At 70.5% G+C, this 22110-nt stretch carries 12 protein-coding genes and 2 pseudogenes; 11 read left to right on the plus strand and 3 right to left on the minus strand.

From position 1 onward, the window contains the following. Both SSQG_RS39745 and SSQG_RS28320 read left to right on the plus strand, forming a co-directional pair. Positions 1-188 (plus strand): annotated as a pseudogene (locus SSQG_RS39745) (helix-turn-helix domain-containing protein); the annotation flags it as partial. A 151-nt stretch (positions 189-339) separates the two neighbouring features. Beyond that, positions 340-1785 carry an aldehyde dehydrogenase family protein gene (locus SSQG_RS28320; RefSeq protein WP_003993334.1) on the plus strand — a complete coding sequence of 482 codons (1446 nt, stop codon included), beginning with the start codon at positions 340-342 and terminating at the stop codon, positions 1783-1785. Between the two features lie 97 nt (positions 1786-1882). On the opposite strand, the gene SSQG_RS28325 is transcribed toward SSQG_RS28320, so the two are convergent. After that, positions 1883-4720 carry a glycoside hydrolase family 3 C-terminal domain-containing protein gene (locus SSQG_RS28325; RefSeq protein ID WP_003993335.1) on the minus strand — a complete coding sequence of 946 codons (2838 nt, stop codon included), beginning with the start codon at positions 4718-4720 and terminating at the stop codon, positions 1883-1885. 326 nt (positions 4721-5046) lie between these two features. On the opposite strand from SSQG_RS28325, the gene SSQG_RS28330 reads away from it, so the two are divergent. From SSQG_RS28330 to SSQG_RS28355, 6 genes are all read left to right on the plus strand, one after another. Next, positions 5047-6738 carry an extracellular solute-binding protein gene (locus SSQG_RS28330; protein ID WP_003993336.1) on the plus strand — a complete coding sequence of 564 codons (1692 nt, stop codon included), beginning with the start codon at positions 5047-5049 and terminating at the stop codon, positions 6736-6738. 27 nt (positions 6739-6765) lie between these two features. Then, positions 6766-7800 (plus strand): ABC transporter permease, encoded by a 1035-nt coding sequence (locus SSQG_RS28335; protein ID WP_003993337.1) that lies wholly within the window; start codon positions 6766-6768, stop codon positions 7798-7800. Continuing rightward, positions 7797-8732, plus strand: coding sequence for a carbohydrate ABC transporter permease (locus SSQG_RS28340; protein WP_003993338.1), 936 nt, complete (start codon positions 7797-7799; stop codon positions 8730-8732). Before SSQG_RS28335 ends, SSQG_RS28340 begins: the two co-directional genes overlap by 4 nt. Before the next feature lie 115 nt (positions 8733-8847). Beyond that, entirely contained in the window at positions 8848-11037 is a 2190-nt protein-coding gene (locus tag SSQG_RS28345; protein WP_039933787.1) for a 1,4-beta-glucanase, read from the plus strand. Beyond that, positions 11034-13016, plus strand: coding sequence for a beta-galactosidase (locus SSQG_RS28350; protein WP_003993340.1), 1983 nt, complete (start codon positions 11034-11036; stop codon positions 13014-13016). The genes SSQG_RS28345 and SSQG_RS28350 overlap by 4 nt, the downstream gene beginning before the upstream one ends. Positions 13017-13118: 102 nt before the next feature. Beyond that, on the plus strand, positions 13119-13832 hold the full coding sequence (locus tag SSQG_RS28355; RefSeq protein ID WP_003993341.1) for a glycoside hydrolase family 12 protein: 714 nt from the start codon (positions 13119-13121) through the stop codon (positions 13830-13832). A gap of 65 nt (positions 13833-13897) precedes the next feature. Here SSQG_RS28355 and SSQG_RS28360 read toward each other — a convergent pair. Beyond that, positions 13898-15941: pseudogene (locus tag SSQG_RS28360) on the minus strand (glycoside hydrolase family 31 protein). Between the two features lie 71 nt (positions 15942-16012). Next, a complete protein-coding gene (locus SSQG_RS28365; protein WP_003993343.1) occupies positions 16013-17026 on the minus strand; it encodes a LacI family DNA-binding transcriptional regulator in 1014 nt (337 codons plus the stop codon). A gap of 333 nt (positions 17027-17359) precedes the next feature. Here SSQG_RS28365 and SSQG_RS28370 point away from each other — a divergent pair, with 333 nt between their 5' ends. The 3 genes from SSQG_RS28370 (at position 17360) to SSQG_RS28380 (ending at position 21948) form a co-directional block, all read left to right on the plus strand. Beyond that, positions 17360-19300, plus strand: coding sequence for an acyl-CoA dehydrogenase family protein (locus SSQG_RS28370; RefSeq protein WP_039933788.1), 1941 nt, complete (start codon positions 17360-17362; stop codon positions 19298-19300). Between the two features lie 90 nt (positions 19301-19390). Further along, positions 19391-20647: a 1-deoxy-D-xylulose-5-phosphate reductoisomerase gene (gene dxr, locus SSQG_RS28375; RefSeq protein WP_003993345.1), complete on the plus strand. Its 1257-nt coding sequence runs from the start codon at positions 19391-19393 to the stop codon at positions 20645-20647. Between the two features lie 8 nt (positions 20648-20655). Continuing rightward, positions 20656-21948, plus strand: coding sequence for a M50 family metallopeptidase (locus SSQG_RS28380; RefSeq protein WP_003993346.1), 1293 nt, complete (start codon positions 20656-20658; stop codon positions 21946-21948). Positions 21949-22110 lie beyond the last annotated feature (162 nt).

The following is a 22110-nucleotide window of genomic DNA, read 5'->3' on the forward strand; positions in this document are numbered from 1 at the left end:
TCGCCTCCCTGCGCGCCTTTTTGTAAAAAGACGGCCAGTGGGACGCGGCGGCGGCCGACCTCGGCGTGCACCGCCACACCCTCCGCTACCGCATGCGGCGCGTCGAGGAGATCCTCGGCCGGTCCCTGGACGAAGCCGACGCGCGGATGGAGCTCTGGCTCGCCCTGAAGGCCACCTCCACCGAGTAGCCGATCCGTAGTGCCGAACCGTAGTGTCCACACCCCTCATTGCTACGGGTTGGACAAACGACCTTCGGCCATCGCGCGCCTACCGTGGATCCCGCAGCAACAGGATCACCCCCAACGCCGAAGGGCCGGAACCCACATGCCGAACACAGATGTGGCAGCCACCCACGCCTTCTGGCTCGCCGGCCGCCAGGCCACCGGCGAGGAGACCTTCGACGTCACCTCCCCGTGGGACGGACGGCTCGTCGGCCAGGTGAGCGTGCCGACGGACGCGCAGGTCGAGGAGGCCGTGGCCGCCGCGCACGGCGTGCTGGACGAGTTCGCCGCCACCCCCGCCCACGTGCGGGCCGCCGCCCTCGACCACGTCAGCAAGCGCCTCGTCGAGCGCACCGAGGAGATCGCCCGGCTGATCTCCGCCGAGAACGGCAAGCCCCTGAAGTGGGCGCGCGGCGAGGTCGGGCGGGCCGTGTCCGTGTTCCGGTTCGCGGCCGAGGAGGCCCGGCGCTTCAACGGCGGCGAGGCCCAGCGGCTCGACACCGACCTCGGCGGCCAGGGCCGGCTCGCCCTCACCCGCCGCTTCCCCAAGGGCGTCGTGCTGGGCATCGCGCCCTTCAACTTCCCGCTCAACCTCTGCGCCCACAAGGTCGCCCCGGCCATCGCCGCCGGCGCGCCGATCATCCTGAAGCCGGCCCCGGCCACCCCGCTGTCCGGCCTGGTCATCGGTGAGCTGCTGGCCGAGACCGAGCTGCCCGAGGGCTCCTGGAGCATCCTGCCGGTCGCCAACGACAAGATGCCCGCCCTCGTGCAGGACGAGCGCCTGCCCGTCATCTCCTTCACGGGCTCCGAGAAGGTCGGCTACGCGATCATGGAGTCGGTGCCGCGCAAGCACTGCACCCTGGAGCTGGGCGGCAACGGCGCGGCCGTCGTCCTCGCCGACTGGGCGAGCGACGAGGACCTGGACCGGGCGGCGAACCGCATCGCCACCTTCTCCAACTACCAGGGCGGCCAGTCCTGCATCTCCGTCCAGCGGGTCATCGCGGACGCCTCGGTGTACGACCGGCTCCTGCCGCGTGTAGTCGCCGCCGTCGAGGCCCAGGTCACCGGCGACCCGGCCGACGACGCGACCGACGTCGGTCCGCTGGTCAGCGAGGACGCCGCCCAGCGCGTCGAGGCCTGGGTCCAGGAGGCGGTCGACGCCGGTGCCCAGCTGCTCACGGGCGGCAAGCGCGACGGCGCCTCCTACGCGCCGACCGTCCTGGCCGAGGTCCCGGCCGGCGTGACGATCTCCTGCGAGGAGGTCTTCGGGCCGGTCCTCACCGTGCAGAAGGTGAACGGCGAGGCCGAGGCCTTCGCCGCCGTCAACGACTCCAAGTACGGCCTCCAGGCGGGCGTCTTCACCCACGACCTCCAGACCGCCTTCCGGGCCCACCGCGCCCTGGAGGTCGGCGGTGTCGTCATCGGTGACGTGCCGTCCTACCGCGCCGACCAGATGCCGTACGGCGGCGTCAAGCAGTCCGGCGTGGGCCGCGAGGGCGTGCGGTTCGCGATGGAGGACTACACGTACGAGCGCGTGCTGGTCCTGACCGGGATCGACCTCTAGCACATGGGAACCATTTTCATATAGGCTGTGCGAAGAGGCCCGGCACCGATGCCTTCCGGTGCCGGGCCCCTTCTGTGTGCCGGCCTGCTCCGGACCCTCAACCGGAGAAGCCGACGTGCGCGAGCCGCAGCGGACCGCGCAGCCTGAGGTGGACGTCGTGCACACCCGCGGCGGCGACGGACGCGCCGAGCGAGACGTAGTCGTACGGGCCTGACGTGGGCGAGGCGGGCGACAGCACCGCGAGCGCCGGGCCGCCGTCGAGGGACAGCTCGACCGACCCCTCCCCGGCCACCTCCACCGTCACCCCGGTGATGCCGAGCCCGAAGTCGCAGCGGCGGTAGACCAGTTCGCCACGAGCCCCGTCCACCGGCGTCACCGCGTCGCCCGACACCTTCGTGCGGTCGACGATCCCGATGCCGTCCTGCTCGTCGAAGCCGGCCGCCGCCAGACCGGCCGCGACGACCGCGCGCGGCAGGGTGGGCTCGCCGTCGAGCGTGACGGTCGTCCGCAGCCGGACGTCCTCGCTGGACGCCCCGGCCAGCAGCTCGTACGCGCCCGGCTCCACACGCCACCGGCCCCGAGCCACGTCCCAGAACCCGAAGGCGGCGACCGGGACCTCGTAGTCCAGGCCGGCCGATTCCCCCGGCGCGAGGCTGACGCGGCGGTGGTCCAGCAGCTCACGGCGCGGACGCGGCACGGACGGGTGCACGGCCCGGGTGTAGAGCTGGGCGACCTCGTCGGCCATCACGTCACCGGTGTTGGTGACCGTGAAGGAGACGTGCACCGACCCGCCCTCGGCCCGGGCCGTCAGGCCGCCGTAAGAGAACGACGTGTACGACAGGCCGTGCCCGAAGGGGAACAGGGGCGTGCCCTCGAAGTAGAGGTACGTCTGGCGGCTGCCGATCACGTCGTAGTCGAGGAGGCCGGGGAGGTCGGCGTCGTCGGCGTACCAGGTCTGCGGGAGGCGACCGGCGGGGGAGACGTCACCGGCCAGCACACGGGCCAGGGCGGTGCCGGCCGCCTGGCCGCCGTGCGCGGTCCACAGCACGGCCGGGAGGTCGGCCGGATCGACCGCGTAGGGGTAGGCGGACACCAGCGCCAGCACCGTCGCCGGGTTCGCCGCCCGGGCCGCCCGCAAAAGCCGCTCCTGGTGCTCCGGCAGTCGCAGGGTCGTACGGTCCTCGGTCTCGCGGCCGTTGATGTGCGGGTCGTTTCCCGCGACCACCACGACCACGTCGGCCGCCGCGGCGGCCCGCGCCACCGCCTCCTCGCCGCGCTCGGCGACGACCAGCTCGAACACCTCGGGATCTTCGTCGGCAACCTTCACGCCGTCGGCGGAGACACACACGTGGCGACCCGTTCCCAGGTGCTTCAGGAGGTGCCCGTTCCCGTGCCGTTCCAGACGGAAGGTCTCCTGGACGACCCAGCCGCCCGGCTGGTCGGCGGAGGCCCGGACCCGGCCGTCGTCGGCGACCGACAGGTAGCGGCCGTCCGGTGCGCGCAGGGTCAGCACGCCCTCGCCCCAGTCGACCAGCGCCAGTTCGGTGCCCGCCGCGTCGGTGGTGAGGGGCGGCAGGTCGGTGCGGCCGGCGAGCAGCGCCGGGTCGAGCGCGCCCTCGGCGCCACGCACCTCGTCGGCGGCCCCCTCGGCCACCGGCACGTGCAGGAACGCGCCCGCGGACGTCCTCAGCCGGATCCGGTCCACGCCCTCCGCGAACTCCACGCGCTCCGCACCGAACCGCTCGTACAGGCCCTCCAGCGGGGTCGAGCGGTGGATCAGCGTGCCGCTGTACCAGTCGAGCTTGCACTCGTCGGCGAGCAGGCCCACCACCGCGACCCGGGTGTCCGGGGCGAGCGGCAGCACGCCGTCGTTCTTGAGCAGCACGACGGCCTGCTCGGCGGCCTCCTGAGCGAGGGCGCGGTGCGCCGGGGTGTCGAACTCGCCGGTCGCGCCGTGCGGGTCGTACTCCGGGTCGAACTCGCCGAGCCGGAAGCGGACCGAGAGCTGACGGCGGACGGCCGTGTCGAGGTCGGACTCCTTCAGAAGGCCCCGCTCCAGGGCGCCGCGCAGACGCCCGGTCATCTGCGAGGAGTCGGTGCCGTGGTCGGTGAAGCTGTCGACGCCCGCCACGAGCGAGGCCGCGGTGGCCTCCTCGTGCGTGTCGAAGTAGTGCTCGGAGTCGACCAGGTTGCTCGGCGCCCCCGCGTCCGAACAGACCAGCAGCTCCTCGTCGGTCCAGGTCCGCAGCTGCTCGCGCAGGTACGGCGAGACGTGGTTCGGGCGGCCGTTGACCAGGTTGTACGCCGGCATCACCCCGGCCACCGCACCGGCCTCGACGGTCTCGCGGAAGGCCCGCAGGTCGTACTCGTGCAGCACGCGCGGGCGCACCGAGCTCGACGTCGTGGACCGGTTGGTCTCGTTGTTGTGGGCGAGCCAGTGCTTCAGCACGGCCGCGGTGCGCCAGTAGGTGGGGTGGTCGCCGCGCAGGCCGTGCGTATAGGCGGTGGCGATCGCCGAGGTGAGCTTCGGGTCCTCCGAGTAGCCCTCCTCGTTGCGGCCCCACAGGGGGTGGCGCAACAGGTTGACCGTCGGGGCCCAGACGTTGAGGCCGACGCGGTCGTCCTCGGCCCGCATCGCGCGGACCTCCTTGGACACCGCGTCGCCGACCCGCCGTACCAGCTCCGGGTTCCAGGTGGCGCCGAGACCGACCGCCTGCGGGAACACCGTCGCCGGGCCCATCCAGGCGACGCCGTGCAGCGCCTCCTGGCCGGTGCGGAAGGCGGCGATGCCGAGCCGCTCCACGGCGGGGGCGAACTGGTGCAGGAAGGAGATCTTCTCGTCGAGGGTCAGCCGCCCCAGCACATCGTCGACGCGCTTCGCGAACGGCAGCCGCGCATCGCGGAACGGGTGGGTGGGTGGCGTGTGTGCGGTCACGTGGGGATCCCATTCGACGGATCGGCGAGGCGCTTTCGAAGCGCTTCGATGCTGATTCGACGAGGGGTCGGGTGTCAAGGGATCGACACCGTCACTTCAAGCGTTGCATGAGGAAAGGTCCGTTCTCATGCCTGGGAGGAAGTTTGGGGACGACCCTTGTGCACCCTGGGGCGTTCACTTAACCTCACACCACATCGAAGCGCTTCGACTAGGGGCATCCCGGTATGTGGGTCGAAGTCCCGCTTCAGCTCAGCCAGTTCCACTCGAGACACCGCAGCCGACGGCCCTCCGCCGGGTGTCCTGGTGTGCCATGAAGGGTTGACGCAATGACGCCGAACGCCGCCTCCGCCTCCTCCGGACCGAGCCGGAGATCCTTCCTCGCCTCCACCGCGGTCGCCACCGCCGCGGTGGCCGGTGGAATGCCGCTGCTCGCAGCCTGCGGCGGTTCGGACGGCGGGTCGCGGGACGGCACGACCTCGGGCAAGGACGCCAAGAAGATCCTTCCGGCGTACGTGGCCAGCAACATGGTGAAGCCGGACATCCCGTCCAAGAACGGTTCGGCAATCGGCTTCACCGGCAAGCTGGACCTCTCCACCCTGAAGACCTCGGTCGCGAAGAAGCTCGGCAAGGGCGGCAAGGTCACCGTCATGTCGCCGTTCTGGGGCTCGCCGCCGAAGCAGAACAACTCCTACTACAGGGCGATGAACGACCTGATCGGCGTCGACGTCGTCTGGCACAACCAGGACGGCAACACTTACGACCAGAAGCTCGGCGCGGTCCTCGCCTCGAGCGACGTCCCGGACGTGGTGGTCGTCCCCGGGTGGAACATGGGCGGCAAGATACCCAGCGCCATCATCAGCAAGTTCGCCGACCTCGGCCCCTACCTGTCCGGGGACAAGGTCAAGGAGTACCCGAACCTCGCTGCGATCCCGACCGGCGCCTGGCAGCGCTCCATCTTCGGCGGCAAGCTGCGCGGCCTGCCGATGCCGCAGTCGTCCGCCCCCTCCATGGTGCCTCTGTACCGGCAGGACATCTTCGAGAAGGAGGGCTACGAAGTCCCGAAGTCCTGCGACGAGTTCATGGCCCTGGCCAAGGAGATCACCAACGCCAAGGCCAAGCGGTGGGCCTGCCTGGACATGAAGTGGACCGCTTTCCAGGCCTTCGGTGTGCTCTCGGGAAGCGAGAAGCCGCTCGGCTGGAACCTCGTCGACGGCAAGCTCGTCAACCGTGTCGAGACCGAGGAGTTCCTCGAGGCGCTGGAGTGGTCCCGCATGCTCTTCGCCGCCGGGGTCGTCCACCCCGACTCCAAGATGGGCAAGAACGCCCCCGACGCGGGTCCCAAGTTCGCGGCGGGCGAATTCCTCATCTACCCCAACAACATCTCCCAGTGGTGGGGCCGCACCGCCGAACAGGCCACGCAGAACCCGGACTTCAAGATCTGGGGCATGGACATCTGGGGTCATGACGGCGGCGATCCCACCCTGTGGGCCGAACAGCCCGCCGGCATCTTCGCCTTCGTCAACAAGAAGGCCCCCGAGTCGGTCATCCGCGACGTGCTGGCCGTCGCCAATGTCACCGCGGCGCCGTACGGCACCAAGGAGTACATGATGACCAACTACGGCGTCGAGGGCACCCACTACACCGTCAAGGACGGCGTCCCCGTCAAGACCGACCAGGGCAACATCGAGGTGATGAACGCCTACGTCATGGTCGCGAGCCCCGCAGCGACCCTCGCGCACCCTGACTTCCCGGAGGTCGCCAAGGGCCAGGTCCTCTGGCAGCAGCGCATGGGCGCCTTCGCCAAGAAGTCCTCCTTCTGGGGCATGCAGATCACCGAGCCCGCCCGGTACACCAACCTCTCCAACGACTTCGAGCAGCTCGAGGACGACATCGTCCGCGGCCGCAAGAAGATCAGCGACATGCAGCAGGCCGTCGCCGACTGGAAGAGCAATGGCGGCGACAAGCTGCGCGACTGGTACAAGAAGCTTCTCGACGAGAACGGCTCGGCGGCAAGCTGACCGGGCTCTGAGGCAAGGAGAACAGCCGTGTCGCACAGCACGGTGCCTCGGAGCAGCACCGAGGCCGCAGCGCCCGAGAAGACCCCGGTGGCGTCCGGTGACGCCATCGGTCCCCGGGAGAAACCACCCGCGGGCAAGCTGACCCTCCGGCACAGGTTCCGACGCGATCGCGTCATGGTCCTCATGACGCTGCCGGCCGTCCTGCTGGTGCTGGTCTTCAACTACCTGCCCATCGCCGGCAACGTCGTCGCCTTCCAGGACTACGATCCCTACGTCAGCGACAACGGCGTCATCGCCATCCTGAACAGCCCCTTCGTGGGCCTGGAGAACTTCCAGCGGATCTTCGAGGACTCGGCCTTCTGGAACGCCGTCGAGAACACGCTGGTGCTGTTCTTCGTCCAGCTCGTGCTGTTCTTCCCGATCCCGATCCTGCTCGCGCTGCTCATCAACAGCGTGGTCCGGCCCCGTGTGCGGGCCGTCGCCCAGGCGGTGCTCTACCTGCCGCACTTCTTCTCGTGGGTGCTGGTCATCGCCGTGTTCCAGCAGATGTTCGGCGGCGCGGGGATGCTCTCCCAGCTGCTGCGGCAGAACGGGTACGACGGCATCGACATCATGACCAACCCGGACACCTTCCCCTTCCTGCTCACCGCGCAGAGCGTATGGAAGGACGCCGGGTGGGGGATCATCGTCTTCCTCGCCGCCCTGGCCTCGGTCAGCCCGGATCTGTACGAGGCCGCCGCGATGGACGGCGCCGGACGCTGGCGCCGCATGTGGCACGTCACGCTCCCCGCGCTGCGCCCGGTGATCGCGCTCCTGCTCGTGCTGCGCGTCGGCGACGCCCTGACCGTCGGGTTCGAGCAGATCCTGCTGCAACGCGACGCGGTCGGACCGGGCGCGGGAGAGGTCCTCGACACCTTCGTGTGGTGGAACGGCGTGCGCAACCAGGACTTCGGCTACGCGGCCGCCGCCGGTCTCATCAAGGGCGTGGTCAGCATCGGCCTGGTCCTCGCCGCGAACAAGGTGGCCCATCTCATGGGCGAGCAGGGGGTGTACAAGAAGTGACCGCCGTCATCGACAAACCGGTGCGCAAGCCGCGCCCGTGGGCCGCACCGCCACGCCCGGCGTGGGAGGAGGAGCCCTCGAAGGCCGGTCTCGCGGGCAAGGGCATCGCCCTGGCGTTCGCCTGCCTGGCGATCCTCTTCCCGATCTGGATCGTGGTCGTCACCAGCCTCTCCTCGCGCAAGACCATCGACGAGGCGGGCGGCCTGGTGATGGTGCCCAAGGGCATCACCTTCATCGCCTACCAGGAACTGCTCAGCGGCGGCCAGGTCACCCGCGCCGCGATCATCAGCATCCTCGTCACCCTGGTCGGCACGCTGTTCTCGATGACGGTGTCCGTCCTGTGCGCCTACGGACTGTCCCGCAGCGAGTCCTTCGGCCACCGGTGGATCCTGATGACGCTGCTGGCCACCATGTTCTTCAGCGCCGGCCTCATCCCCACCTACCTGCTCGTGCAGTCCCTCGGCCTGACGGACAGCTACCTCGCGCTGATCCTGCCGAGCGCCATCAGCGTCTTCAACATCCTGGTGCTGCGGGGCTTCTTCATGGGCATCTCGCAGGAACTCATCGACAGCGCGCGCATCGACGGCGCCGGGGACCTCCGGATCCTCTGGCGGATCGTCATGCCGCTGTCGCGGGCGGTGCTCGCGGTGATCACGCTGTTCTACGCCGTCGGGTACTGGAGCGCCTGGTTCAACGCGTCGCTCTACCTGAACGACCAGGACATGATGCCGCTGCAGAACGTCATGATCCAGCTCGTGCAGCGGCAGGAGGCGCCGGTGGGTCTCGGGCAGGCCATCAAGACCGGGCAGCTGTCGGGGCTGGCGATTCAGATGGCGGTGATGGTGATGGCGTTGCTGCCGGTGGCCGTTCTGTCGCCGTTCGTCCAGAAGCACTTCAGAAAGGGCATGCTCACCGGAGCCGTCAAGGGCTGACCGCAGGGCTGTCCGTCGATCGTTGCCTGTGGGTGCGTCGTGGCTTGTCGCGCAGTTCCCCGCGCCCCCAAGAGGACATCTTTCTTCCCCGTCTTTGCAGGAACCGAGGTATGTCATGCGCGCGTTTCGCCTCAGCAGACGTTCTGTGCTCGCCGCCACCGCCGCGGTCGCCGCCTTTCCGGTCGTCCAGGGGCGGGCGCAGGCCGCCGTCACCGAGGGGGCCGGGTACCGCTGGCGCAACGTCGTCCAGGGCGGCACCGGATTCGTCACCGGTGTGCTGTTCCACCCCTCGGTGCGGGGCCTCGCCTACGCCCGCACCGACATCGGCGGCGCCTACCGCTGGGACGACCGCACCGACCGGTGGATCCCGCTGACCGACCACATCGGCTGGGACGACTGGAACCTGCTCGGCGTGGAGGCCATGGCCGTCGACCCTGCGCATCCCGACCGGCTGTACCTCGCTCTCGGCACGTACGCGCAGTCCTGGGCCGGCAACGGGGCCGTGCTGCGGTCCGAGGATCGTGGGGCCACCTGGAAGCGCACCGACCTCACCGTGAAGCTCGGCGCCAACGAGGACGGGCGCGGGTGCGGGGAGCGGCTGCTCGTCGACCCCAGGGACAGCGACACCCTGTGGCTCGGCACCCGGCACGACGGGCTGCTCAGGTCGACCGACCGGGGAGCGAGCTGGCAGGCGGTGAGCTTCCCGGCCGCCCCGAGCGCCACCGGCCAGGGCGTCACCCTCCTGGTCGCGGCGGGGCGCACCGTCTACGCCGGCTGGGGCGACTCCGACGGCACCTCGGCGAACCTCTACAGAACCGCCGACGGCACCACCTGGGAAGCCGTCCCCGGGCAGCCCACCGGCGCCGCCGCCAAGGTGCCGGTCCGGGCCGCGTACGACCGGCACACGCGCGAGCTGTACGTGACGTACGCCGACGCCCCCGGCCCCAACGGGCAGTCCGACGGCAGTGTGCACAAGCTGCGCACGACGAACGGGACGTGGACCGAGGTCACGCCGGTGAAGCCCGGCGGGGCGAGCGATGACGGCGGGACCGACTCCTTCGGGTACGGCGGTGTCGCCGTCGACGCCCGACGCCCCGGCACCGTCGTCGTCTCCACCAACAACCGCTGGGCCCTGGTCGACACCCTGTACCGGACCACCGACGGCGGCCGCACCTGGACGTCCCTGAAGGACGAGGCGGTCCTCGACGTCTCCGAGACGCCCTACCTCAAGTGGGGCGGCGACCAGCCCAAGTTCGGCTGGTGGATCCAGGCCGTCGGGCTCGACCCGTTCGACTCCGGGCACGTGGTCTACGGCACGGGGGCCACTCTCTACGGCACCCGCGACCTCAAGCACTGGGCCCCGGAGATCCGCGGCCTGGAGGAGGCGTCCGTACGCCAGTTGATCTCCCCTCCGGCCGGACAGGCGCACCTGATCAGCGGCTCCGGGGACATCGGCGTGATGTACCACGAGCGGCTCACCGCGTCCCCCTCGCGCGGTATGGCGTCCAACCCGGTGTTCGGCACGGCGACGGGGCTCGCGCTCGCCGCGGCCAGGCCGTCGTACGTCGTCCGGGCCGGGTGGGGTGACAACGGCAACGGCGCGTACTCGAACGACGGCGGCAGGACCTGGGCGCCCTTCAAGGCCCAGCCGACCATGGCCAAGTCCGCGCCCGGACCGATCGCCACCAACGCGGACGGCAGTGTGCTGCTGTGGTCCTTCGGCGCGGCCGACCCGGGCTTCCGCTCGGCGGACAACGGCGGCACCTGGTCGGAGGTCACCTCTTTCCCGAAGGGTGCCGTGCCCGTCGCCGACCCCGTGGATCCGGCCCGCTTCTACGCCTTCGACACCAGCACCGGCACGCTCTTCGCCAGCACCGACAGCGGCACGACCTTCACCGCGCGGGCCACCGGCCTGGACTCGGGCGACAGCGAGTTCCAGCTGGCGGTGACGCCGGGACGCTCCGGTCACCTGTGGCTGAGCCTGAAGTGGAACGGGCTGTACCGGTCCACCGACGGCGGTACGAGCTTCACCAAGGTCAGCAGCTGCCGGGCCTCGTACACCCTCGGCTTCGGCAAGGCCGCCGACGGCGTCTCCCACCCGGCCCTGTACCTGGTCGGCTCCACCGAGAGCATCACCGCCGTGTACCGCTCCGACGACGAGGCGAAGACCTGGACCCGGATCAACGACGACCGGCACCAGTGGGGCTGGATCGGCGCCACCGTCACCGGCGACCCGCGCATCCACGGCCGGGTGTACATCGCCACCAACGGACGCGGCGTCCAGTACGGGGAGCCCGTCCGATGACCGGGAGCAAACGGCCCGGCCTGGGCGACGCCACCCGGGGCCGTCTCCTCTTCGGCGGCGACTACAACCCGGAGCAGTGGCCCGAGGAGACCTGGTCCGAGGACGTCCGGCTGATGAAGGACGCCGGCGTCAACTCCGTCACCCTCGGGGTGTTCTCGTGGTCGAAGCTCGAACCGGAGCCCGGGGCACGGGAGTTCGGCTGGCTGGACACCCTGATGGACCTGATGGGGGACAACGGCGTCGGCGTCGTCCTCGCCACGCCCACCTCCTCGCCCCCGCCCTGGATGGGCCGGCTGCACCCGGACACCCTGCCCGTCACCGAGGACGGCCGCACCGAGTGGTGGGGCGGCCGTCAGCACTTCTCCCACTCCAGCGCCACCTACCGGCGTTACGCCGCCGCCATCACCGAGGACCTGGCCGCCCGCTACGGCGGCCACCCGGCGCTGACGATGTGGCACATCAACAACGAGTACTGCACCTTCGACCACGGCGACGAGGCCGCAGCCGCCTTCCGGCGGTGGCTGCGCGAGCGGTACGGCACGCTCGGCGCCCTCAACGAGGCCTGGGGCACCGCCTTCTGGAGCCAGGGCTACGACACCTGGGACGGCATCCTGCCGCCCCGCCTGCCCCACTACCTGCGCAACCCCGCCCAGGTGCTGGACTTCCGGCGCTTCACCTCCGACATGCTCCTGGAGTGTTACACCGCCGAACGCGACATCGTCCGGCGGCACACCCCGCACATCCCGGTCACCAGCAACTTCATGCCGTTGTGGTTCGGGCAGGACGCCTGGCGCTGGGCGGGGCAGGAGGACGTAGTCTCCGTCGACCTCTATCCCGATCCGCGCGATCCGCTCGGCGCCCAGAGCGGCGCGCTCGTCCAGGACATGACCCGCTCCCAGGCAGGGGGTCCATGGATGCTCATGGAGCAGGCGGCCGGGCCGGTCAACTGGCGGGGCGTGAACCACCCCAAGCCGCGCGGCCTCAACCGGCTGTGGTCCCTCCAGGCCGTGGCCCGAGGCGCCGACGCCGTCTGCTACTTCCAGTGGCGGCAGTCCCGGCAGGGCGCGGAGAAGTTCCACTCCGGCATGGTGAGCCACGCCGGGGAGCAGGGCCGTACGTTCCAGGAGGTCAAGCGGCTCGGCGCGGAGCTGGCGACGATCGCCCCGGAGGTGACCGGCCGGCACAGCACCGCGGACATCGCCGTCCTGCACGACTGGAACGCCTGGTGGGCCGGAGCCCAGGACGGCCGTCCGTCCACCCGGGTGGAGTACCCGGACGTGCTGCGCGCCTGGCACCGGGCTCTGTGGCAGGCACACCTCACCACCGACTTCGCCCACCCCGAGCACGACCTGACGCCGTACTCCATGGTCGTCGTCCCTCAGTTGTACCTGCTCACGGACGCGGCGATCGACAACCTCCTGGCCTACGTACGGCAGGGCGGCACCCTCGTCTGCGGCTTCCTGACCGGCGTCGCCGACGAGGACGACCGGGTGCGGCCCGGCGGCATGGACGCCCGGCTGCGGGAACTGTTCGGCATCCGCACGCTGCACGAGTGGTGGCCGCTGGACGCGGGGGAGACCGTCGCGTGCGAGGGCTTCCACGGCACGCTGTGGTCCGAGGAGCTGGAAGGCGACGGCACCGCCGAGGAGACCGTCCCCTACAAGGGCGGCGAACTCGACGGCCTGCCCGCGCTCCTGCGCAAGGGCCGGGTCTGGTACGTCTCCACGCTCCCGGAGCCCGAGGCGCTGCGCGACCTGCTGGCCCGGATCGCCGGCGGCGCGGGCGTCCGGCCGGTGCTCGACGGCCTCCCCGAGCAGGTCGAGGCGGTACGCCGGGGCGAGCTGCTGTTCGTGCTCAACCACGGCCGCGAGCCGGTGACCGTCGAGGTGCCCGGCACCCATCACGACCTGCTGACGGGGGCGGCCGTCACCGACCGGGTCACCCTCGGCCGCTACGGAACGGCGGTGCTGCGCCCATGACCGGCTCCGCACCCGTCCACGGCGCCCACCCCACCACGACGACCACGTCCTCGCTCTGAGGGCGCGGTACCCCCCATCCCCCCCACCCATGGAAGGGACACCATGGCATCACGCACCTTGAGCAGGGTGACCAAGGCCCTGCTCGCCCCCGCGCTGGCGCTCGGCGCCACCGTCGGACTCGCCGCAGCCCCCGCCTCCGCCGCCGTCTGGAACTCCTGCGACCAGTGGGGCAACACCAGCCTGAACGGCTACACGCTCTACAACAACATCTGGGGCGGCGGCGCCGGCGCCCAGTGCATCTGGGCCAACTCCGGCACCAACTGGGGAGTCTGGGCCGATCACCCCAACACCGGAGGCATCAAGTCCTACCCGAACCAGACGAAGGCGATCAACAAGTCGATCACCTCGCTGGGTTCGCTCTCCAGCAGCTACAACGTCAGTGTCCCGTCGTCCGGCGCGTACAACACGTCGTACGACATCTGGGACACGGACCACGACTACGAGATCATGCTCTGGGTCAACAAGACCGGACCGGTCGGCCCGCTCGGCAGCTCGCAGGGCAGTGTCAGCCTCGGCGGCCACTCCTGGAACGTCTTCAAGGGCACCAACGGTTCCAACGAGGTGTTCTCGTTCGTCCGCACCTCCAACTCCAGCTCGGGCACCGTGAACATCCTGTCGATCCTGAAGTGGATCAAGGACACCAAGAAGTGGATGGGCAACGAGACGATCGGTGACGTGCAGTTCGGCTACGAGGTCACCTCGTCGTCCGGCGGGCTGAACTTCACCACCAACAACCTGACGGTCAGCAGCAGCTGATCCGTCGCGGGGCCGGGGCGGACGCACCGTTCATGCGCGGCCGGCCCCGGCCTCCGTTCGTGCCGTTACTCCGCCACCGGGAGCCGCGCCCCGTCGCGCAGGAACAGCGGGATGCGGTCGAGCGGCGCGTCGACGGTCACGGACCGGCCGCCCTCGTACGTCTCGCCCGTCCACGCGTCCGTCCAGGTCGCCCCCGCCGAGGAGGTACGCCGTACGGGCGGTGGCGCCGGCCGTCAGCACCGGGGCGACCAGCAGGTCCGGGCCGAAGAGGTAGGAGTCGTCGACCGACCAGGCCGCCTGGTCGGCGGGGAACTCCAGGAAGAGCGGCCGCATCACCGGCAGGCCCTCCTCGTGGGCCGCGCGCATGACGTCCAGCACGTACGGCTTCAGGCGCTCGCGCAGCCGCAGGTACTTCTCCAGGACCGCCCCGGCCTCCTCGCCGTACGACCACACCTCGTTCGGACCGCCGGTCATTCCCGGGCCCAGCGGCATCCCGGGGTCGCGGAAGCCGTGCAGCCGCATCAGCGGGGACAGCGCGCCGAACTGGAACCAGCGGACCATCACCTCCCGGTACGCCGGGTCGTCCGGGTCGCCGCCGTGGAAGCCGCCGATGTCGGTGTTCCACCACGGGATGCCCGACAGTGCCGTGTTGAGCCCGGCGGCGATCTGGCGGCGCAGGGTCGGGAAGTCGGTGCCGATGTCACCGGACCACAGGGCGGCCCCGTAGCGCTGACTGCCCGCCCACGCCGAGCGGTTGAGGGTGACGATCTCCTCCTCGCCGGTGGCGACGAGGCCCTCGTAGAACGTGCGGGCGTTCTCGGCCGGATAGGCGTTGCCGACCTCCAGGCCCGGGCCCGCCCAGTAGCGCAGGTTCTCCTGGAAGCCCGGCTTCAGCTCCGGCTCACAGGCGTCCAGCCAGAACGCCGTGATGCCGTACGGGTCGAGGTAGTTCTCCTTCACCTTCGACCACACGAACTCACGGGCCTCCGGGTTGGTGGCGTCGTAGAAGGCCACCTGGACGGTGGAGGCCACCTCCTTGTCGGGCCAGTCGGCGTGCGCCATCGGCCCGTACTGGGTGCCGATGAAGTACCCGCGCTGTTCCATGACCGGGTGGTTCTCGCTCAGCGGCGACACCGAGGGCCAGACGCTCACCACCAGCTTGATGCCGAGCTCGTCCAGCTCGCGCACCATCGCCGCCGGGTCGGGCCACTCCTTCGGGTCGAACTTCCACTCGCCGAGGTGCGTCCAGTGGAAGAAGTCGCAGACGATCGCCGAGATGGGCAGGCCGCGCCGCTTGTACTCCCGGGCCACCGCCATCAGCTCGTCCTGGGTGCGGTAGCGCAGCTTGCACTGCCAGAAGCCCGCCGCCCACTCCGGCAGCATCGGCGTCGGGCCGGTCACCGCGCTGTAGCGGCGCTGGGCGGCGGCCGGGTCGCCCGCCGTGATCCAGTAGTCGATCTGCCGGGCCGAGTCGGCGACCCACCGGGTGCCGTTGTGCGCCAGCTCGACCCGGCCGATCGCCGGGTTGTTCCACAGCAGGGTGTAGCCGCGGCTGGAGGTCAGCACCGGGATGCCGACCTCGGCGTTGCGCTGCACCAGGTCCAGGACCAGGCCCTTCTGGTCGAAGCGCCCGTGCTGGTGCTGGCCGAGGCCGTACAGCTTCTCGCCGTCGTACGCGGCGAAGCGCTGCTCCAGGCGGTGGTGGCCGTTGCCGACGGCCGTGTAGAGGCGGGAGCCGGGCCACCAGAAGTGGGCGCGGTCCTCGGCGAGGATCTCGGCGGAGTCCTCCGTGCGCAGGAAGCGGACCAGGCCCTCGGCGTTCACCTCGACGGTGAGTTTGCCGACGGTCAGCTGCCCGCGACCGTCCTCGGTCTTCACCGTGGACGGTGTCGCGGGAGCCTCGTCGAGCAGTGCGCCGGGGAGCCCTTCGAGGACCGGGCCGCCGAGCCGGGCACGCACCCGGACCGCGTCCGGACCCCACGGCTCGATCCGTACGGTCTCCTGGCGACCGCTCCACTCCAGCGCGCCGTCCCGCTCACGGAGCGTGCCGACGGTGGGGGAGGACTGCGCCAGACTCACCTGGGGCTGGGTTTCAGCAGGCTGATTCACGTGGCGTGCTCCTGTGCGGAAGAAGACATGGAGGTGCCCTGGAGGGGGCGCTGTTCAGTGAGCGGCAGCGACTACGGCCGGCTCGGCGCGGGCCCCGTGCTCGACCGGACCGTCAGCTCGGGCGCGAGCAGCACGACCTCGTCGCTGCCGCGCCCCGCCAGCTTGGCGACCAGGTGTTCCACGGCGTGCCGGCCCATCTCCTGCGCGGGCAGGGAGACCGACGTGAGCCGCACCGAGGCCTGCGTCGCGACCTGGTCGGGGCAGATCGCGACCACCGACACGTCCTCCGGCACGGCCCGGCCCTGCTGCCGCAGCAGCGCGAGCAGCGGCTCGACCGCCGACTCGTTCTGCACGATGATCCCCGAGGTGTCCGGGCGTTCGTCGAGGATCCTGGCGAGGGTCACCGCCATCGCGTCGTACCCGCCCTCGCACGGCCGGTGCAGCAGCCGCACGCCCAGCTCCCGCGCCCGGGAACGGAGCCCGTCGAGGGTGCGCTCGGCGAAGCCGGTGTGCCGCTCGTAGACGGCCGGGGCCTCTCCGATGACGGCGACGTCCTGGTGCCCCTGCTTCGCCAGGTGCTCCACACACAGCGCGCCCGTCGCCCTGAAGTCCAGATCGACGCAGGTCAGGCCGGTGGTGTCGGACGGCAGCCCGATCAGCACGGACGGCTGGTCCGTCGCACGCAGCAACGGAAGCCGCTCGTCGTCGAGTTCGACGTCCATCAGGATCATCCCGTCGGCCAGCCCGCTGCCCGCCACGCGGCGCACCGCGTCGGGCCCCTCCTCACCGGTGAGCAGCAGCACGTCGTACCCGTGCGTGCGGGCGGTGGTCGCCACCGCGATGGCGATCTCCATCATCACGGGCACGTACATGTCCGTGCGCAGCGGGATCATCAGCGCGATGATGTTGGACCGGCTGCTGGCCAGGGCGCGGGCCCCGGCGTTCGGGTGGTACCCGAGCTCGCGGATGCTCCGCTCGACCCGCTGCCGGGTGTTCGCGGAGATGGACCGCTTGCCGCTGAGGACATAGCTCACCGTGCTCGCCGAGACTCCGGCGTGCTGGGCGACCTCGGCGAGGGTGACCATCCAGCTCTCCAAGCTTTGTGAAGCGCTTCGACAATGCGCATTGCTGATATGGGCGGGTGAGGGTGGTTCGACAGTAGCCCCAGCGGGGGTGGGTGTCCATAGGTTGTCGAAGCGCTTCGATACCTATTTCCGGAGAGGCGGCCGGACTCCGGATCGGCACCCCGATGCAACACCGTCGTCGGTCGCCCGACAAGTCCGGACGCGGACCGTCCCTTCCGCCGAACGGACGCGCGAGGACTGGTGGGGGCGTCCGGTTTCGGGTACCAACGATCCAGTAGCACTGGTCGGTAACGTACAGTCCTCAATAAACCTAGATGCGGCGAGGTGACCCTCATGTCCGCTTCCACCACTCCCTCATCCCGTCCCGCCGTCACCGAGCGGGAGGCCCGTGAGGTGGCGGAGGCCGCCCGGGAACAGCACTGGCGCAAGCCCAGCTTCGCCAAGGAGCTGTTCCTCGGCCGCTTCCGGCTCGACCTCATCCACCCCCACCCCGTCCCGGAGGACGAGGCGGCCCAGCGTGGCGAGGAGTTCCTCGCCAAGCTCCGCGACTTCGTCGAGACGAAGGTCGACGGAGCCCTCATCGAGCGCGAGGCCCGGATCCCCGACGAGGTGATCGACGGGCTGAAGGAACTCGGCGCCTTCGGCATGAAGATCGGCACCAAGCACGGCGGGCTCGGCCTCACACAGGTGTACTACAACAAGGCCCTCGGGCTGGTGGGCTCCGCCAGCCCCGCGATCGGCGTGCTGCTCTCCGCACACCAGTCGATCGGCGTGCCGCAGCCGCTGAAACTGTTCGGCACCGAGGAGCAGAAAGAACGCTTCCTGCCGCGCTGCGCCCGCACGGACATCAGCGCCTTCCTGCTCACCGAGCCCGACGTCGGCTCCGACCCGGCCCGCCTCGCCACCACCGCCGTGCCCGACGGGGACGACTACGTCCTCGACGGGGTGAAGCTGTGGACCACCAACGGCGTCGTCGCCGACCTGCTGGTCGTCATGGCCCGGGTGCCGAAGAGCGAGGGCCACCGGGGCGGCATCACGGCCTTCATCGTGGAGACCAACGCGCCCGGAGTCACCGTCGAGAACCGCAACGCCTTCATGGGCCTGCGGGGCATCGAGAACGGCGTCACCCGCTTCCATCAGGTCCGCGTCCCCGCCGCCAACCGCGTCGGCGAGGAGGGCCAGGGCCTGAAGATCGCCCTGACCACGCTGAACACCGGGCGGCTCTCCCTGCCCGCGTCCTGCGTCGCGGCCGGCAAGTGGTGCCTGAAGATCGCCCGGGAGTGGTCGGCCGCCCGCGAGCAGTGGGGCAAGCCCGTCGCGCACCACGAGGCGGTCGGCTCCAAGATCTCCTTCATCGCGGCGACCACCTTCGCCCTGGAGGCCGTGACGGACCTCGCCTCGCAGATGGCCGACGAGAACCGCAACGACATCCGCATCGAAGGCGCCCTGGCCAAGCTGTACGCCTCGGAGATGGCCTGGACGATGGCCGACGAGCTCGTCCAGATCCGCGGCGGCCGCGGCTTCGAGACGGCCGAGTCCCTCCGGGCGCGCGGCGAGCGCGGGGTCCCCGCCGAGCAACTGCTGCGCGACCTGCGCATCAACCGCATCTTCGAGGGCTCCACCGAGATCATGCACCTCCTCATCGCCCGTGAGGCCGTCGACGCCCACCTGACGGTCGCCGGGGACCTCATCGACCCCGGCAAGTCCCTGGGCGACAAGGCCAAGGCCGGTGCGAACGCGGGCGCCTTCTACGCCAAGTGGCTCCCCAGACTGGTCGCGGGACCGGGCCAGCTCCCCACCTCCTACGGCCAGTTCAAACACGACGTGGACCTCTCCGGGCACCTGCGCTACGTCGAACGCACCGCCCGCAAGCTGGCCCGCTCCACCTTCTACGGCATGTCCCGCTGGCAGGGCCGGATGGAGTCCAAGCAGGGCTTCCTCGGGCGGATCGTCGACATCGGGGCGGAACTGTTCGCCATGAGCGCGGCCTGTGTACGCGCCGAACACCTGCGCAGCCAGGGTGACCACGGCCGCGAGGCCTACCAGCTCGCCGACGTCTTCTGCCGCCAGGCCCGGATCCGCGTCGAGGAACTCTTCAACCGCCTGTGGGCCAACACCGACGACCTCGACCGCAAGGTCGTCAAGGGCGTCCTCTCCGGCACCTACGAGTGGCTGGAGCAGGGCATCATCGACCCGTCGGGCGACGGCCCCTGGATCGCCGACGCGACACCGGGACCATCCCAGCGGGAGAACGTGCACCGGCCGATCCGGTAACCCTTCACGGGGCGCGGGCCGACACGGCGCGCGCCCCCACGAAGGGGATGCGCTGTCCGCACACGCCGGCCTTACGGCAACAATGGAGGAATGAGCGACAGTCCAGCCCCCCTCGCCGACCCGCACCTCGTCTACGACCCCGTGGCGGGCGACGGCCCGAAGGACGTGGTGATCCTCGGCTCCACCGGGTCCATCGGCACCCAGGCCATCGACCTCGTGCTGCGCAACCCCGACCGTTTCCGGGTCACCGGCCTGTCGGCCAACGGCGGCCGGGTCGCCCTCCTCGCCGAGCAGGCGTACCGCCTGCGGGCGGGCACGGTCGCGGTCGCCCGCGAGGACGTCGTACCGGCCCTGCGCGAGGCGCTCACCGCGCAGTACGGTACGGGCGAGCCGCTCCCCGAGATCCTCGCCGGCCCGGACGCGGCCACCCGGCTGGCGGCGTCCGACTGCCACACCGTCCTGAACGGCATCACGGGCTCCATCGGTCTCGCCCCGACCCTGGCCGCCCTGGAGGCGGGCCGCACCCTCGCGCTCGCCAACAAGGAGTCGCTCATCGTGGGCGGCCCGCTGGTCAAGGCCCTCGCCAAGCCCGGGCAGATCATCCCGGTCGACTCCGAGCACGCCGCCCTCTTCCAGGCCCTGGCCGCCGGCACCCGCGCCGACGTCCGCAAGCTGGTCGTCACCGCCTCCGGCGGCCCCTTCCGCGGCCGCACCAAGGCCGAGCTCGCGAGCGTGACCGTCGAGGACGCCCTCGCACACCCCACCTGGGCCATGGGCCCGGTCATCACGATCAACTCCGCGACCCTCGTCAACAAGGGCCTGGAGGTCATCGAGGCGCACCTGCTCTACGACATTCCCTTCGACCGCATTGAGGTCGTCGTGCATCCCCAGTCGTATGTCCACTCGATGGTTGAGTTCACGGATGGATCGACACTGGCCCAGGCGACCCCGCCCGACATGCGCGGGCCCATCGCCATCGGCCTCGGCTGGCCCGAACGCGTGCCCGACGCGGCGCCCACCTTCGACTGGAGCAAGGCCTCGACCTGGGAGTTCTTCCCGCTCGACAACGAGGCCTTCCCGTCGGTGAACCTCGCCCGGCACGTCGGCGAGCTCGCGGGCACCGCCCCGGCGGTGTTCAACGCGGCCAACGAGGAGTGCGTGGAGGCGTTCCGCCAGGGGGGCCTGCCGTTCAACGGCATCATGGAGACCGTGACGCGGGTCGTCGAGGAACACGGCACCCCGCGTTCGGGAACCTCACTCACCGTGTCGGACGTCCTCGAAGCGGAGACCTGGGCGCGGACCCGGGCCCGGGAACTGGCGGCACAGACGGCGGAGGCCCGTGCATGACGACCCTGATGTTCATCCTCGGCATAGTCCTCTTCGCGGTCGGCCTGCTGTTCTCGATCGCGTGGCACGAGCTGGGACACCTGTCGTTCGCCAAGCTCTTCGGCATCCGCGTGCCGCAGTACATGGTCGGCTTCGGCCCGACCATCTGGTCCCGCAAGAAGGGCGAGACCGAGTACGGCGTCAAGGCCATCCCGTTCGGCGGCTACATCCGCATGATCGGCATGTTCCCGCCCGGCCCCGACGGCCGGCTGGAGGCCCGCTCCACCTCGCCGTGGCGCGGCATGATCGAGGACGCCCGCTCCGCCGCCTACGAGGAACTCGGGCCGGGCGACGAGAAGCGCATGTTCTACACGCGCGCGCCCTGGAAGCGCGTGATCGTGATGTTCGCGGGCCCCTTCATGAACCTGGTCCTGGCCGTGGCCCTGTTCCTCTCCATCCTGATGGGCTTCGGCATCACCCAGCAGACCAACACGGTCAGCTCCGTCTCCCAGTGCGTCATCGCCCAGAGCGAGAACCGCGACAAGTGCGAGAAGGGCGACGCGCCCTCCCCGGCCGCGGCGGCCGGCCTCAAGGCGGGCGACAAGATCGTCTCCTTCGACGGCGTGAAGACCGACGACTGGAACAAGCTCTCCGACCTCATCCGCGCCACGCCCGGCAAGGAGGTGCCGATCGTCGTCGAGCGCAAGGGCCAGGACGTCACCCTGCACGCGAAGATCGCCACCAACCAGGTCGCCAAGAAGGACTCCGGCGGACAGATCGTCCAGGGGCAGTACGTCCAGGCCGGCTTCCTCGGCTTCAGCGCCGCCACGGGCGTGGTCAAGCAGGACTTCGGCGAGTCCGTGACCTGGATGGGCGACCGGATCGGTGACGCCGTCGACTCCCTCGCCGACCTCCCCGGCAAGATCCCGGCCCTGTGGAACGCGGCCTTCGACGGCGCCCCGCGCGAGGCCGACTCCCCGATGGGCGTGGTCGGCGCGGCCCGCGTCGGCGGCGAGATCTTCACACTGGACATCCCGCCCACCCAGCAGCTGGCCATGGCCCTCATGCTGGTCGCGGGCTTCAACCTCTCCCTGTTCCTGTTCAACATGCTCCCGCTGCTGCCGCTCGACGGCGGTCACATCGCGGGTGCCCTGTGGGAGTCGCTGCGCCGCGCCATCGCCAAGGTGCTGCGCCGGCCTGACCCCGGCCCCTTCGACGTGGCGAAGCTCATGCCGGTGGCGTACGTGGTCGCCGGGATCTTCATCTGCTTCACGATCCTGGTGCTGATCGCGGACGTGGTGAACCCGGTGCGAATCTCCTAGTCAGACGGAGTTCACGGCGGCCCGGCACACTCCGTGCCGGGCCGCCTCCCATCGGGTGGCTGTGCGGGCGGGATGTGCCCGGGCCGAGGCATGTGCCGTAATCTCGGAGCCCGGAGCCCGCTGCTCACGGGACCGGACCTTGATCCACGACTTGGGGTTGCA

Origin of the sequence: Streptomyces viridochromogenes DSM 40736 (assembly GCF_000158955.1) — a bacterium.
GTDB classification, from domain to species: domain Bacteria; phylum Actinomycetota; class Actinomycetes; order Streptomycetales; family Streptomycetaceae; genus Streptomyces; species Streptomyces venetus.